Source organism: Aeribacillus sp. FSL K6-1121 (assembly GCF_038003725.1).
GTDB lineage: Bacteria > Bacillota > Bacilli > Bacillales > Aeribacillaceae > Aeribacillus > Aeribacillus composti.
Genome location: NZ_JBBOPS010000001.1, coordinates 2,099,154 through 2,113,234, shown reverse-complemented (window position 1 = coordinate 2,113,234; position 14,081 = coordinate 2,099,154). Strand labels below are relative to the sequence as shown.

Annotated in this window: 11 protein-coding genes; 10 read left to right on the top strand and 1 reads right to left on the bottom strand. The window is 41.4% G+C overall.

The genetic code is table 11. The annotated features are described in order from the left end of the window. The first annotated feature begins 44 nt into the window (after positions 1-44). The 10 genes from NSQ61_RS10280 to clpB all read left to right on the top strand — a co-directional run bounded on the left by NSQ61_RS10280 (position 45) and on the right by clpB (position 13,284). Entirely contained in the window at positions 45-353 is a 309-nt protein-coding gene (locus NSQ61_RS10280) for a metal-sulfur cluster assembly factor (protein WP_063387022.1), read from the top strand. Between the two features lie 329 nt (positions 354-682). Beyond that, complete coding sequence (argC, locus tag NSQ61_RS10275; RefSeq protein ID WP_063387021.1) at positions 683-1,720, top strand: N-acetyl-gamma-glutamyl-phosphate reductase; 1,038 nt, start codon at positions 683-685, stop codon at positions 1,718-1,720. An 18-nt stretch (positions 1,721-1,738) separates the two neighbouring features. Further along, on the top strand, positions 1,739-2,959 hold the full coding sequence (argJ, locus tag NSQ61_RS10270) for a bifunctional ornithine acetyltransferase/N-acetylglutamate synthase (RefSeq protein ID WP_130158451.1): 1,221 nt from the start codon (positions 1,739-1,741) through the stop codon (positions 2,957-2,959). Then, positions 2,922-3,734, top strand: coding sequence for an acetylglutamate kinase (gene argB, locus NSQ61_RS10265; protein ID WP_242009260.1), 813 nt, complete (start codon positions 2,922-2,924; stop codon positions 3,732-3,734). Before argJ ends, argB begins: the two co-directional genes overlap by 38 nt. Beyond that, complete coding sequence (locus NSQ61_RS10260) at positions 3,731-4,888, top strand: acetylornithine transaminase (RefSeq protein WP_340806895.1); 1,158 nt, start codon at positions 3,731-3,733, stop codon at positions 4,886-4,888. Before argB ends, NSQ61_RS10260 begins: the two co-directional genes overlap by 4 nt. Before the next feature lie 57 nt (positions 4,889-4,945). Continuing rightward, positions 4,946-6,010 carry a carbamoyl phosphate synthase small subunit gene (locus tag NSQ61_RS10255; RefSeq protein WP_327848396.1) on the top strand — a complete coding sequence of 355 codons (1,065 nt, stop codon included), beginning with the start codon at positions 4,946-4,948 and terminating at the stop codon, positions 6,008-6,010. Next, positions 6,003-9,080 (top strand): carbamoyl phosphate synthase large subunit, encoded by a 3,078-nt coding sequence (locus NSQ61_RS10250; RefSeq protein ID WP_327863797.1) that lies wholly within the window; start codon positions 6,003-6,005, stop codon positions 9,078-9,080. The genes NSQ61_RS10255 and NSQ61_RS10250 overlap by 8 nt, the downstream gene beginning before the upstream one ends. After that, positions 9,077-9,997 carry an ornithine carbamoyltransferase gene (gene argF, locus NSQ61_RS10245; RefSeq protein WP_066248375.1) on the top strand — a complete coding sequence of 307 codons (921 nt, stop codon included), beginning with the start codon at positions 9,077-9,079 and terminating at the stop codon, positions 9,995-9,997. Before NSQ61_RS10250 ends, argF begins: the two co-directional genes overlap by 4 nt. A 358-nt stretch (positions 9,998-10,355) precedes the next feature. Further along, entirely contained in the window at positions 10,356-10,535 is a 180-nt protein-coding gene (locus tag NSQ61_RS10240; protein WP_063387015.1) for a YjzC family protein, read from the top strand. 109 nt (positions 10,536-10,644) lie between these two features. Further along, on the top strand, positions 10,645-13,284 hold the full coding sequence (gene clpB, locus NSQ61_RS10235) for an ATP-dependent chaperone ClpB (RefSeq protein ID WP_340806891.1): 2,640 nt from the start codon (positions 10,645-10,647) through the stop codon (positions 13,282-13,284). A 538-nt stretch (positions 13,285-13,822) separates the two neighbouring features. On the opposite strand, the gene NSQ61_RS10230 is transcribed toward clpB, so the two are convergent. Then, on the bottom strand, positions 13,823-14,005 hold the full coding sequence (locus NSQ61_RS10230; protein WP_063387013.1) for a YjzD family protein: 183 nt from the start codon (positions 14,003-14,005) through the stop codon (positions 13,823-13,825). Positions 14,006-14,081: the final 76 nt, after the last annotated feature.

Here is a 14,081-nt window from a genome sequence, read left to right as displayed (position 1 = left end):
CTTCGATATAATGATATTAACGAATATAAGAGGAGTGGATCGAAATGGATGAAGCGCTAAAGGAAAATATAATGGGTGCTCTTGAACAGGTTATTGACCCAGAACTAGGCATTGACATTGTCAATTTAGGATTAATATATGATTTGGAACTGAACGATGAAGGAGTCCTCAAAGTAACTATGACATTGACGGCAATGGGATGCCCCCTTGCTGGAACAATTGTTCAACAAGTAAAAGCTGCGCTTGACGGAATTCCAGAAATCAAAGATGTCGATGTCAACATCGTTTGGAATCCACCTTGGACGAAGGACCGCATGTCCAGATATGCAAAAATTGCCTTGGGTATTCAATAAAAACTTATGCAGACTGGCGGAAAAGGCCAGTCTTTTTTATTATGCAAATGTTTTATCAATTTGGCTGCAAGTATCATTATGTTTTTATTTTCGGCTTCATCGCTTCTTTTGTTTATCTCTCACCATAATGGAGCTTTTATCCCGAAACATAATTTGCATTTTTTCTTAAGCAAGCATATCCGGATAATTTGCAAGGGATTCCCTGCTCTCTACTACATTAAGAATCCTTGTTTTTGATCAGAAAAAATTATAAATATACAATTGATTTTATTTTTATACAGTATTATAATGGTAACTAATTTAACGGAATGAATTGAAGGTGATTGAGGTTGAATATAGGAATTATCGGGGCAACAGGATATGGCGGTGTGGAACTTTATCGAATTTTAGCCAATCATCGGTATGTCGAAAACATTCATTTATATACATCTTCAGCAGAAAAAAAGAGCTATATTGACGAATATCCGCATTTATCCCATATAAAAGAAAATGAACTAAAACCGTTAGAGCCGGATCAAATAAAAGAAGAAAATGATGTTGTTTTTCTTGCGACGCCGTCGGGGATATCGGCTTCACTGACGCCGGAATTGCTTGACGATCAATTGAAAATCATCGACTTATCAGGCGATTTAAGGTTAAAAAACAGTGATGATTATGAAAAATGGTATAAAAAAGCACCAGCGCCTGAAATGCTTTTGCAGGAAGCGGTATACGGCTTGACAGAGCTGTATCGTGAGGATATTAAGAACGCTAAAATTTTGGCGAATCCTGGATGCTATCCAACTGCAACCTTGCTTGGCCTAGCACCGCTTGTGCGGGAAAAAATCGTCAAAGAGAACTCGATCATTGTTGATGCAAAATCGGGTGTTTCAGGTGCAGGTCGAAACGCGTCGCTTGCTACAAGCTTTGTTGAAATACAAGATAATTTCAAAATTTATAAAGTACATCAGCATCAGCATATACCGGAAATTGAACAGGAGCTTCATAAGTGGGACGAGAAAGTCGGCTTCATTTCGTTCAGCACCCACTTAGTGCCGATGACAAGAGGGATTATGGCGACAATGTATATTGAATTATTAGAAGAATGGAATACTTCAAAATTAGTAGATTTATATGAATCGTTTTATAAACATTCACCATTTGTGAGAGTGCGTACAAACGGAACGTTCCCAAGCACAAAGGAAGTGTACGGCTCGAATTATTGCGATATCGGTCTTGCATTTGATCAAAGAACAAGTCGGTTGACAGTCGTATCTGTCATTGACAATTTGATGAAAGGCGCTGCAGGGCAGGCAGTGCAAAATTTCAACATTATGTCAGGATTCCAAGAAAATGAAGGACTAAACTTTTTGCCAGTATATCCATAACATCAAGGAGGACTTCTAGTGACAACCAAAATAAGAAAAATAGACAACGGTTCAATTACAACACCGAAAGGCTTTTATGCAGGCGGCTATGAAGCGCACATCCGCTACACTCATAAAAAAGACATCGGCATCATTTATAGTGACGTTTCAGCAACAGCTGCAGCTGTTTACACACAAAACGTTGTGCAAGCTGCCCCAATTTTTGTGACAAAAGAGAGCATTGCAAAGGAAAACAAAATTCAAGCGGTGATTGTCAACAGCGGCAACGCCAATGCCTGTACAGGCGAAAAAGGTTTAAGCGATGCATACGCAATGCGGAAATGGACAGCTGAAAAGCTTGGAATTGCAGATCATCTTGTGGCTGTCGCTTCAACAGGAGTAATTGGCGAATATTTAAACATGGAAAAAGTCCAAGAGGGGATCAACAATATTGAATATGAACGTTCATCAGCAGGAGCCAAAAGCTTTGCCGAGGCTATTTTGACAACAGATACGTGTGAAAAGACTGCCTGCTATCAATTTGAAATCGAGGGAAAACAGGTGACCATCGGCGGAGCAGCAAAAGGATCGGGGATGATTCATCCCAACATGGCGACAATGCTCGGGTTTTTGACGACAGATGCGAATATCAATGAAAAATCGCTGCAGCAAGCTTTTCGAGAAGTTATCGATGAAACGTTTAATCAAATAACCGTTGACGGCGATACATCAACAAATGATATGGTGCTTGTTTTAGCAAACGGAAAAGCTGAACACTCAATGCTGACGGAAGAGCATCCAGATTGGCCTGTTTTTAAAGAGGCGTTGAGAAAAGTAAGCGAAGATTTAGCAAAGCAAATTGCCAGAGACGGTGAAGGTGCGACAAAATTGATTGAAGTTTCTGTTAATGGGGCTAAATCAAAGCAGGAAGCGAACATCATTGCCAAGACGATTGTCGGATCCTCCCTCGTCAAAACTGCAATATATGGAAAAGATGCGAACTGGGGAAGAATCTTGTGCGCCGCCGGCTACAGCGGAGCGGAATTCGATCCGAATCAAATGGAAGTGTATCTCGGCCATATCTTATTATTTAAAAACGGATTGCCAGTTTCATTTTCGGAACAAGAAGCGATCCAATATTTGGATCAGGAAATCGTAGAAATCAAGGTAATGTTAAATAATGGTGAAGCACAAGGAAAAGCATGGGGATGTGATTTAACATATGAGTATGTCAAAATCAATGCAAGTTACCGGACATGATAAACCGATTGTTGTCATTAAGCTTGGCGGCAGCATGCTGGAACAGCTGTCAGAAAGCTTTTTAGACAGCATAAAAGAACTGTTAACTACGAAACGGGTCATTATCGTCCACGGTGGAGGACCGGACATTAACAATATGTTGACAAAATTAAATGTAAAAAGCGAGTTTTACAACGGCATGCGTAAAACGACAAAAGAAGTGCTTGAAATTGCAGAAATGGTTCTTTCAGGAAAAATTAACAAACAGCTTACGGCTCTGTTGACACAAAAAAGTGTGAAAGCGATCGGTCTTTCAGGCACTGATGGTCAGCTAATTGTCTCGTCATTTTTAGATGAAGAAAATCTTGGCTTTGTCGGCAAAGTCGAGCAGATTAATGATGAACTATTGCGTTCGCTGCTAATTCTTGACTATGTTCCAGTCATTGCCCCGATCGGCATAACGGCGGATGGGCAAAAATTAAATATCAACGCAGATCTGGCTGCTAGTGCAATTGCTGAAAAAATAAATGCGGAACAGCTGCTGTTTGTGACGAATGTTCCGGGAATTTTACATGACGGCAAGCTTATTGAAGAAGCGACGGAAACGATGATCGAAAAACTCATTGAACAGAAGGTTATTTACGGCGGGATGATTCCGAAAGTACAGGCGGCTTTAGATGCGCTTTCTGATCAGCTTGAGCATGTGATGATTGTGAGCGGCAACGACCGTATTTTTAAGGAAGGGAAAATGATCGGGACGAAAATTACGAAAAAACGAGAGGTCGTGGTCAAATGAGTTATTTATTTCCAACCTATGCGAAGTGGGATGTGGCGATTGAAAAAGCAGAAGGAAGCTATGCATATGATGCAAACGGAAAAAAATATTTAGATTTTATTTCCGGAATTGCTGTATGCAACCTGGGTCATTGTCCGAAGCAAGTGGCGGAAGCCATCACTGAACAGCTGCAAAAGGTATGGCATACTTCTAATCTTTTTCATATCCCCCTTCAAGAAGAGGTTGCCAAGCAATTGGTGGAGCATTCAAGCGGAGATGCCGTATTTTTTGCGAACAGCGGCGCCGAAGCGAATGAAGCCGCCATTAAACTGGCTAGAAAACATACCGGCAAACATAAAATCATTACATTTTACCAGTCTTTTCACGGCAGAACATTTGCGACTATGACGGCTACTGCTCAAGAAAAAGTACATAAAGGGTTCGGTCCTCTCATTCCTACGTTCGAATATCTTCCTTACAATGATGCAGCTGCGGTGAAAAACATTCATGATGAGGATATAGCTGCTTTTATGCTGGAAGTGGTTCAGGGCGAGGGAGGAGTTATTCCTGCAACGAAGGAATTTTTACTGGCGGTAGAAGAAAAGTGCAGGGAGATCGGCGCATTATTCATCGTCGATGAGGTGCAAACTGGAATCGGACGCACCGGAAAAGCATTCGGCTACCAGCATTACGGCATTTCTCCGGATATTATCACTGTCGCCAAAGGATTGGGAAGCGGATTTCCTGTCGGAGCCATGATCGGAAAACAAGAATTGATCGAAAGTTTTTCACCGGGAACACACGGTTCAACGTTCGGCGGGAATTATTTGGCTATGGCAGCTGCGAAAGCAACTTTGGAAACTGTTTTTCAGCCAAGCTTTTTGCAAAGCGTTCAGGAAAAAGGTCAGCGGCTGTTCGAAGGTCTATCAGAACTCTTGAGAGATGTGCCTACTGTAAAAAAAGTGCGGGGTAAAGGATTGCTGCTTGGAATTGAGCTGGATATTGAGGTCAATAAAGTGCTTGCTTCTTTAAGAGAAGAAGGACTTCTAGCACTTTCAGCTGGATCCAATGTGTTACGGCTTCTTCCTCCGCTCACTGTTTCGAATGAAGAAATTGATTTAGGACTGGGCATTATTGCTTCTGTTTTGAAAAAAGAAAAAATCTTCTCTTCCTAAAAGAGGAGAATTTTCTTGCAAATTGTTGTATAAATATACATCAAAGAGGTGTTCAATATGCAAGGTTATCTTGTATTAGAAGATGGAACAGTTTTTGAAGGCAAGATGGATGAAATCGTGTCTCCTGTTAAAGGGGAACTCGTTTTTTATACAGGAATGACAGGATATCAAGAGGTGTTGACAGATCCTTCCTACAAAGATCAAATCGTCGTTTTTACGTATCCGCTTATTGGCAATTACGGTATCAATGATCAAGATTTTGAAAGCAAAAAGCCGCAGGTGAAAGGGGTCATCCTTTTTCAGCTGACTGAACACTATTCCCATTATAAAGCGAACCGTTCATTAAAAGACTATTTACAAAAATGGAATATTCCTTATTTAACAAATGTTGACACGAGAGCTGTTGTCAAACAAATCCGATCAAAAGGGACATTGCATGCGGTCATTTCAAAAGACAAACAATACGACTCTCAGGATAAGCTCTCCGATTTTCCGATTCGCGATGTTTCTGCAAGCGAAATCGAAACGTTTGGTAATGGTGCGACACACATTGCGCTAATTGATTTTGGATTTAAAAAATCGATTTTGAATTCTTTGCTGAAAAGAGGCTGTAAAGTTTCAGTCGTTCCGTTTCATCAAATGGAAAAAGTGTTTGAAATCAAGCCGCATGGCATCGTGCTGTCGAACGGACCGGGCGATCCAAAGCAAATGAAAAATTATTTTTCAATATTAAACCAATTGATGAAGCAATATCCGACGCTCGGGATTTGTTTAGGGAATCAGCTGATTGCCCTGTCGTTTGGCGGGAATACAACAAAGCTCAGATTCGGGCACCGCGGAGCAAACCATCCGGTAATTGATCAAAAAACAGGAAACGTATTTATTACATCACAAAACCACAGCTATGTGGTGGATAAAAAAAGCTTGGAAAAAACACCTCTTAAATTGCGATATACAAATGTCAATGACGGCTCAGTTGAAGGGCTTGAGCATGAAAAATTGAAAGTCATGTCTGTTCAATTTCATCCGGAAGCCCATCCAGGACCGGAAGATGCTAGTTTTATTTTTGATGAATTTTTAGACACATATGTAGCAGCAGGGAGAGAAAAAGTCTATGCCTAAAGATACATCATTAAACAAAATACTAGTGATCGGTTCAGGTCCGATCATTATCGGCCAAGCGGCGGAATTTGACTATTCTGGGACACAGGGATGCTTGGCGTTAAAAGAAGAAGGATTTGAAGTTGTACTTGTTAACAACAATCCTGCAACGATTATGACCGATACGAAAATTGCCGATGCGGTCTATTCAGAGCCGCTTACGGTGGAAAGCATTGAAAAAATAATTGCAAAAGAACGTCCAGACGGCCTTTTGGCAACATTGGGGGGCCAGACGGCTTTAAATCTAGCTGTGGAGCTTGATCAGGCAGGGATTTTGCAAAAATACGGCTTGAAACTGCTCGGAACCTCGATCGAATCGATTCAAAAAGGGGAGGACCGGGAGCTATTTCGAAAGCTGATGATTGATTTGAACGAGCCGATCCCGGAAAGCAAAATTGTGGAGGATGTTCCGTCCGCCCTTCAATTTGCTGATGAAATTGGTTTTCCGATTATCATTCGTCCGGCTTATACGCTTGGCGGCAAAGGCGGAGGCATCGCCTACAACCGAGAAGAGTTTATTTCCATTGTCACAAATGGACTTAAAATGAGCCCAATCAATCAAGTGCTTGTGGAAAGAAGCATTGCCGGATTTAAGGAAATCGAATATGAAGTGATGCGCGATGCAAAAGGTACTTGTATTACCGTCTGCAATATGGAAAACATTGATCCAGTCGGAATTCATACCGGGGATTCGATCGTTGTTGCTCCATCTCAAACATTAACAGATGAAGAATATCAAATGCTCCGGCAGGCGGCTTTGAAAATCATCGATGCATTAAAGGTAGTCGGGGGCTGCAACATTCAGTTTGCACTTGACCCTGAAAGCAAGCAATATTACGTGATTGAGGTCAACCCTAGGGTAAGTCGCTCTTCCGCACTTGCTTCGAAAGCGACCGGTTACCCAATTGCCAGAATGGCTGCAAAGCTAGCTGTTGGCTACTCATTAGCGGAGCTGAAGAACCCGTTAACGATGTCGACATATGCCAGCTTTGAACCTGCACTTGACTATGTAGTTGTCAAATTTCCGCGCTGGCCGTTTGATAAATTTACAAAAGCAGATCGGAAGCTTGGAACAAAAATGAAAGCAACCGGCGAAGTGATGGCGATCGAACGGACGATGGAAGCCGCTCTGCAAAAAGCTGCGGAATCGTTGGAATTAAATAATATCGGCATTTATTTGCCTAAGCTTGTGAAAGAAGATACGTCAGCTCTTATTAACCGCCTCCAGCATGCAGATGATGAACGCTTTTTCATCTTAATGGAGCTGTTAAGAAGAGGAGTTTCCATAGATGAGCTTCACAGCCAGACAAAAATTGACTATTATTTCTTGCATGTTTTCAACCATCTAATTGAACTTGAAGGAAAAGCGAAAAAAGAAAAGCTGTCTCCAAGCCTTTTAAAAGAACTGAAATTTTTCGGCTTTTCCGACCGTTCAATTTCATATTGGCAAAAGACAGAAGAAAAAGAAATCCGAAAGCTCCGCAAAGAGTGGGGGATTAAAGCCATATTCAAAATGGTTGATACATGTGCAGCAGAATTTGAAGCGAGAACAAATTATTTCTATTCTACGTACGTTTTCGGTGAAAACGAAGCTGTCTCCACAAGCGGAAAGAAGAAGGCGCTTGTCATTGGTTCCGGCCCGATTCGCATCGGACAGGGAGTTGAGTTTGACTACAGTGCTGTTCACTGCATTCAAACATTGCAAAAGCTTGGATATGACGCGATCATGATCAACAATAATCCTGAGACGGTCAGCACTGATTATGAAACAGCGGATCGATTATATTTTGAGCCGTTAACAGTCGAGCATATATTAAATGTTGTTGAAAATGAAAACATTGACGTAACGCTCGTCCAATTTGGCGGCCAGACGGCGATCAACTTAGCGGAGAAGCTTGAAAAAGCAGGCGTGAAGCTGCTTGGTACAACTTCTGAGCTTCTGGACATATTGGAGGATCGAGAAAGATTTTATCAACTTTTAGACGAAACGAATATCCCGCACATTCAAGGAGCAATGGCACATACAAAAGAGGAGGCGATATCGGAAGCGAAAAAGCTGCGGTATCCGATCCTGTTAAGACCTTCATATGTTATTGGCGGAAAAGGCATGGTGAAGGTAAAAAATCAAGAAGAGCTGTTTTCGTTAGTGGAGCAGACGGACGAAAATCATTTTCCTCTTCTTTTAGATGAATTCCTTTTTGGTCAGGAAGCGGAGGTTGATTTAATAGCTGACGGGAAAAATGTATTTATTCCGGGATTTATGGAGCATATCGAGCCCGCTGGTGTTCATTCTGGCGATAGTTATGCGATTTTTCCAGCTGTGTCGTTGTCAAAAAAAATAAAAGAAAAAATGACCGACTATGCGGAAAGAATGGTTCAACATTTGCAATATAAAGGCATTATGAACATTCAATTTTTAATTGATGGTCAGGACGTTTATGTGCTGGAAGTGAATCCGCGTGCGAGCCGGACTGTGCCGATCGTCAGCAAAGTTGCCGGAGTGCCGTTAGTAGATCTTGCGACAACCATTTTAACCGGAAAAATGTTAACTGACTTACATCCTCAAATAGCAGCCCATGAATATGTGGCTATTAAATATCCGGTATTTTCAACGCACGCCCATTCAGATGTCGATATGAAACTAGGTCCGGAAATGAAATCGACGGGCGAAGGAATGTGTGTCGGCAAATCTGTGGAGGAAGCGATGCGGAAGGTATTCGATCATTTATTTCCAATTCATTCGGACGGTATTTTTGTGGATGGAGATAAGAAAGATGATGTACTCGATTATATAAAACCGGTAACGGATAATTTTGAAAGCTGGCTTGAGAAAAAAGAAGCGGTGCTTTATTATAATCCGGAAGAAAGCGATCAGGCAAAGGCAAGACGACAAAAAGCGCTTGAACGGGGAATTATGGTATTGACGGAAGAAGCATCATTTCAGGCATTTTTAAGTGCACTAACAGTTAGCAAATACACGCCTATTTCTTTACATGAACTGTCAGATAAAGGAGTCGAAATGAGTTTATGAGTACACTTAAAGGTCGTAACGTTTTAAAGCTGCTTGATTTTACATCAGAAGAAATTCAATATTTGCTCGAGGAAGCATTGAAATTAAAGCAAAACCCGCTATCAAACGTCCTTCATGGGAAAACGCTGGCGATGATTTTCGAAAAATCATCCACTCGAACTCGTGTCTCCTTTGAAGTAGGAATGCTGCAATTAGGGGGACATGCGCTTGCTCTTTCTTCAAAAGAGCTTCAGCTCGGGCGCGGTGAGACAATCGCTGATACAGCGAGAGTATTGTCGCGATATGTGGATGCCATTCTTCTCCGCACAACTGACCATAATCGGGTCAAAGAGCTTGCCGAATATGCAACTGTCCCTGTCATCAATGGTTTGTGCGACTTGTACCATCCTTGCCAAGCGTTAGCTGATTTATTGACAATTTATGAGCTGAAAGGCAAATTTTCAGGCGTAAAAGTCGTTTATGTTGGCGACGGCAACAATGTCGCCCACTCCCTTATGGTTGGCTGCGCAAAAGTTGGCGCTCATTTTACGATCGCAGCCCCAGAAGGCTATGAGCCAAATGAAAGCATTTTGAAACAGGCGAAAGAAATTGCTGGCGAAACGGGCGGGAAAGTCGAATTAATTCATAATCCAGACGAAGCGGTTCAGGATGCTGATATTATTTATACGGACGTTTGGGTCAGCATGGGACAGGAAGAAGAAACAGAAGCAAGAATGAAAGCATTTAAACCGTTTCAAGTAAATCAATCCTTGCTGGCAAAAGCAAAACGAGATGCAAGCTTCCTTCACTGCCTGCCGGCTGCGCGCGGTTTGGAAGTGACAGATGAAGTGATGGACGGAAGCCAATCAGCGGTATTTTTGCAGGCCGAAAACCGCCTTCATGCGCAAAAAGCAATTTTAAAAGAAATTATGGCTTAACAAGATCTTTCGTTGATAAAGCAGGATGATCTCCTGCTTTTTTCTTTTGAAACCGGGGCGAAAGGTTTTACTCTACTGCATATATATCCAGACAAAAAAGAACGACAGGTGAGACGATTTTAGGAATAATTGTAAATAATGATTCTCGCAGAAACAGTAAAAAGAGCTTTTGATCCAGCATTCGGTGCTTGAACGCTTAAACGATTTTTTCAGAAGGATGCCATATGAAGTGAGTTCGATTTTGGGCGTTGAGTAAAGTTTCGAAGTACATCACATAATGAAAATTATCAAAGGTGTTTCTGTCTATACATGAAAAATCTTCTGATAGCCAACAATAATGTCCAAGGAGGGATGATTCATGGGTCAAAATCGTCAATTCAGGCCTGGTCAAAAAGCACCTAACAACGGAATCTACATCGAAGTCGGCGAGACCGGATCGATGGTGGTCGATCCCAAAAAGGTTGAACTCAAAGCAGGAGATCGATTCCCCGAAACATCCAACCATAATCGGGTTTGGACCTATAAGCGCAAGCCGTAATATTTCGAACAACGCTAAGCCATTCGGAAAACGAATGGCTTTACTTGATTTATAAAGAAGTTATAATAAAATTAAAGGTCAAAAAAAGTCAAAATAGGGGCGTTTCGGTATGGATGTAAATCAATTCACGGAGAAGCTGCAAAAAGGTCTGGTAGAAGCTCAAAAAATCGCAAAAGAACATGAACATCAAGAAGTGGATGAATTTCATATTTTACTTGCTTTTCTGCGGCAGTCTGACGGGATTTTTCCAAGAATTTTAGAAAAACTTAAATGTCCTGTACAACAAATTGAGTCAGCGATCAACGAGTATTTACAAAAAAAGCCGAAAATATCTGTTCACGGAAACGGTGAGGTAAGTATTTATATTTCCCGTACTCTTTCAGAAGCTTTTGCAAAAGCGGACGAAATAAGGAAAGATTTTCAAGATGATTATTTATCAGTTGAACATATTATATTGGCATTTTCCGAATCGAGCTCAAAAGAAGTGAGAGAGCTTTTTCAGCAATATCACTTAACAAAAGCTGCCATATTGAAAGTGTTAAAGGAAATAAGGGGGAATGCTCGGGTGACATCACCTAATCCAGAAAGCACTTATGAAGTATTGGAGAAATACGGCCGTGATTTAGTTAAAGAGGTGAAAGAAGGAAAAATTGACCCTGTCATTGGCCGTGATCAAGAAATTCGGCGCGTGATCCGAATTTTATCAAGAAAAACGAAAAACAACCCGGTGTTAATCGGTGAACCAGGGGTTGGAAAAACAGCGATCGTGGAAGGATTAGCCCATCGGATTGTACGAAAAGATGTACCGGAGGGATTAAAAGATAAAACAATATTTGCTTTAGATATGAGCTCGCTCATTGCGGGAGCCAAGTTTCGCGGAGAATTTGAAGAAAGATTAAAAGCTGTTTTGCAAGAAATTAAAAAGAGCGATGGACGGATTATTTTATTTATTGATGAATTGCACACAATAGTCGGGGCCGGCAAAACAGAAGGAGCGATGGATGCCGGCAACATGTTAAAGCCGATGCTTGCGAGAGGTGAGCTGCACTGCATAGGAGCAACGACACTTGATGAACATCGCAAGTATATTGAAAAAGATCCGGCGCTTGAGCGGCGTTTTCAACAGGTGCTTGTGAGCGAACCGTCTGTGGAAGACACGATTTCTATTTTACGAGGACTAAAAGAACGGTTTGAAATCCATCATGGAGTCAAAATTCATGATTCGGCGATTGTAGCTGCCAGTGAGCTCTCGCACCGCTATATAACAGAACGCTTCCTGCCTGATAAAGCGATTGATTTAATCGATGAAGCATGCGCGATGATCCGCACGGAAATAGATTCAATGCCGACAGAACTTGATGAAGTGACGAGAAGGATTATGCAGCTTGAAATTGAAGAGGCTGCATTGAAAAAAGAAACGGATGACATCAGCCGAGTCAGATTGGAAGAGTTGCAAAAGGAACTTGCAAATTTAAAAGAGAAAGCAAATGAAATGAAGGCGAAATGGCAGCTTGAAGTCGAAGGTATTCAACAGCTTAGAAGCTTGAGGGAAGAGCTGGAAAAAGCACGCAGAGATTTAGCTGATGCTGAAAATGAATACGATTTAAACAAAGCGGCTGAGCTGCGCCATGGAAAAATTCCGGCGCTGGAAAAACAAATCAAACAGCTGGAAGAAGAAATGAAGCAGAAAGAGGAAAACAAGATGCTTCGCGAGGAAGTAACAGAAGAGGAAATTGCCGGTATTGTGTCAAGATGGACTGGCATTCCGGTAGCAAAGCTTGTACAAGGGGAAAGAGAAAAGCTTCTGAAGCTTGAACAAATATTAAAAGAAAGGGTCATCGGGCAAGACGATGCAGTTGAATTAGTATCGGATGCAGTTTTGCGTGCGCGGGCAGGCATAAAAGATCCGAACAGGCCGATTGGCTCCTTCCTCTTTTTAGGTCCGACAGGGGTCGGGAAAACGGAGCTGGCGAAAGCATTGGCAGAAGCGCTTTTTGACAGCGAGGACGAAATAGTCCGCATTGATATGTCGGAGTATATGGAAAAACATTCTGTCTCAAGGCTGATCGGCGCACCTCCGGGTTATGTCGGATATGAAGAAGGAGGACAGCTGACGGAAAAAGTTCGGAGACATCCGTACTCGGTTATATTACTGGACGAAATCGAAAAGGCTCACCCAGAAGTGTTTAACATATTGCTGCAAATGCTTGATGACGGCAGGGTGACCGATTCGAAAGGAAGAACAGTTGATTTTAAAAATACAGTGATCATTATGACATCCAACATCGGTTCTCAGCATTTGCTCTCCGGTTTAAATGATCAGGGGGAAATAACAGACGAAGCGAAAAAGAAAGTTCTTGATGAGCTCTCCATGCATTTCCGGCCAGAATTTTTAAACCGGATTGATGACACGATCCTGTTCAAGCCTTTAACAATGAACGAAGTAAAGGGAATAGTAGAAAAACTTTTAAAAGAGCTTCAAGCGCGCCTATCCCATAAACAACTTACACTAAAGATTACAGATGAAGCGAAGGAATTCATTGCAAAAAGAGGATTTGATCCTGTATTTGGTGCACGGCCGCTGAAACGGTTTATTCAAAAGCATGTAGAGACAAAACTTGCGAAAGCGGTTATTGCTGGAACCGTTCATGATCGTGACCAAGTTCTGTTAGGGGTAGAAAATGAAGAAATTGTTATAAAAACGGATTTGCATGCTCATGAGAAGAGCGGAGCAGCAAAATTAGAATAGCTATAAATGGATATTAAAACCCTTCTCAATCGAGGAGGGTTCTTTTTTTTGTGCGGACCATGTAGACATAGGAAACTGTGTCCTGGCGGCGGGGAATCTGATTCGGAGACTAAAAACAGGGCGAGATTCCTATCAGGCTAGTTTCATGGGGAGATTGCACAGCTAAGCAAGCCTTCCCTAAAAGACTAGAAAACTATAATTGGAAAAGTGTAGTGATTTATAAGTTTTTCCGCCAATCTTAGTTGTGCTGACGTATACGTAATAGCTTCATGTAAATTTGCTAGGCTGAAATCTTAAATATACTGACGTATAGTTAACTGGTAAGGGTCTGTCCAAAGACAAATCTCCATTGAAAACAAAAAATCACAGGGGATGTCTTAAGCCCAAAAATGACTTACTTAGACTATCCCCTTTTTTTTTTGAATTTGTCTATATTATGACGTAACAAGTGAGGCTTCGCCGATAGCAGCAGGCATCTAATCGCTGATTTTCGTTTTAAATAAAAAGAAATTGGCAATTCGCCAATTTCGACAAATTCTTAATGCTCTTCTGAAGGTTCAGCCGGAATTAACTCCCCAATTATAAAGAGAAGTACGGTAAAAACAACAGAGATTATAATTGCTGTTGAAAAATGGAATGCAGAGCCTGTCATGGAAGAAACAACATAGCTGGCCATGTTGACAAGCAAAAACGTCCAAAAAAATGTTGCGAAATATCTCATTATCTTCACCTCGTTTATTCCTGTCTTTACTTATATTATCATACAACATTTTTCATGAAAACGGTTGTTTCGCGAT

Coding starts and splice junctions, on each gene's coding strand:
- NSQ61_RS10280 (WP_063387022.1), top strand. CDS start 45: ATGGATGAAGCGCTAAAGGAAAATATAATGGGTGCTCTTGAACAGGTT.
- argB (WP_242009260.1), top strand. CDS start 2,922: ATGAGTATGTCAAAATCAATGCAAGTTACCGGACATGATAAACCGATT.
- NSQ61_RS10260 (WP_340806895.1), top strand. CDS start 3,731: ATGAGTTATTTATTTCCAACCTATGCGAAGTGGGATGTGGCGATTGAA.
- NSQ61_RS10255 (WP_327848396.1), top strand. CDS start 4,946: ATGCAAGGTTATCTTGTATTAGAAGATGGAACAGTTTTTGAAGGCAAG.
- NSQ61_RS10250 (WP_327863797.1), top strand. CDS start 6,003: ATGCCTAAAGATACATCATTAAACAAAATACTAGTGATCGGTTCAGGT.
- argF (WP_066248375.1), top strand. CDS start 9,077: ATGAGTACACTTAAAGGTCGTAACGTTTTAAAGCTGCTTGATTTTACA.
- NSQ61_RS10240 (WP_063387015.1), top strand. CDS start 10,356: ATGGGTCAAAATCGTCAATTCAGGCCTGGTCAAAAAGCACCTAACAAC.
- clpB (WP_340806891.1), top strand. CDS start 10,645: ATGGATGTAAATCAATTCACGGAGAAGCTGCAAAAAGGTCTGGTAGAA.
- NSQ61_RS10230 (WP_063387013.1), bottom strand. CDS start 14,005: ATGAGATATTTCGCAACATTTTTTTGGACGTTTTTGCTTGTCAACATG.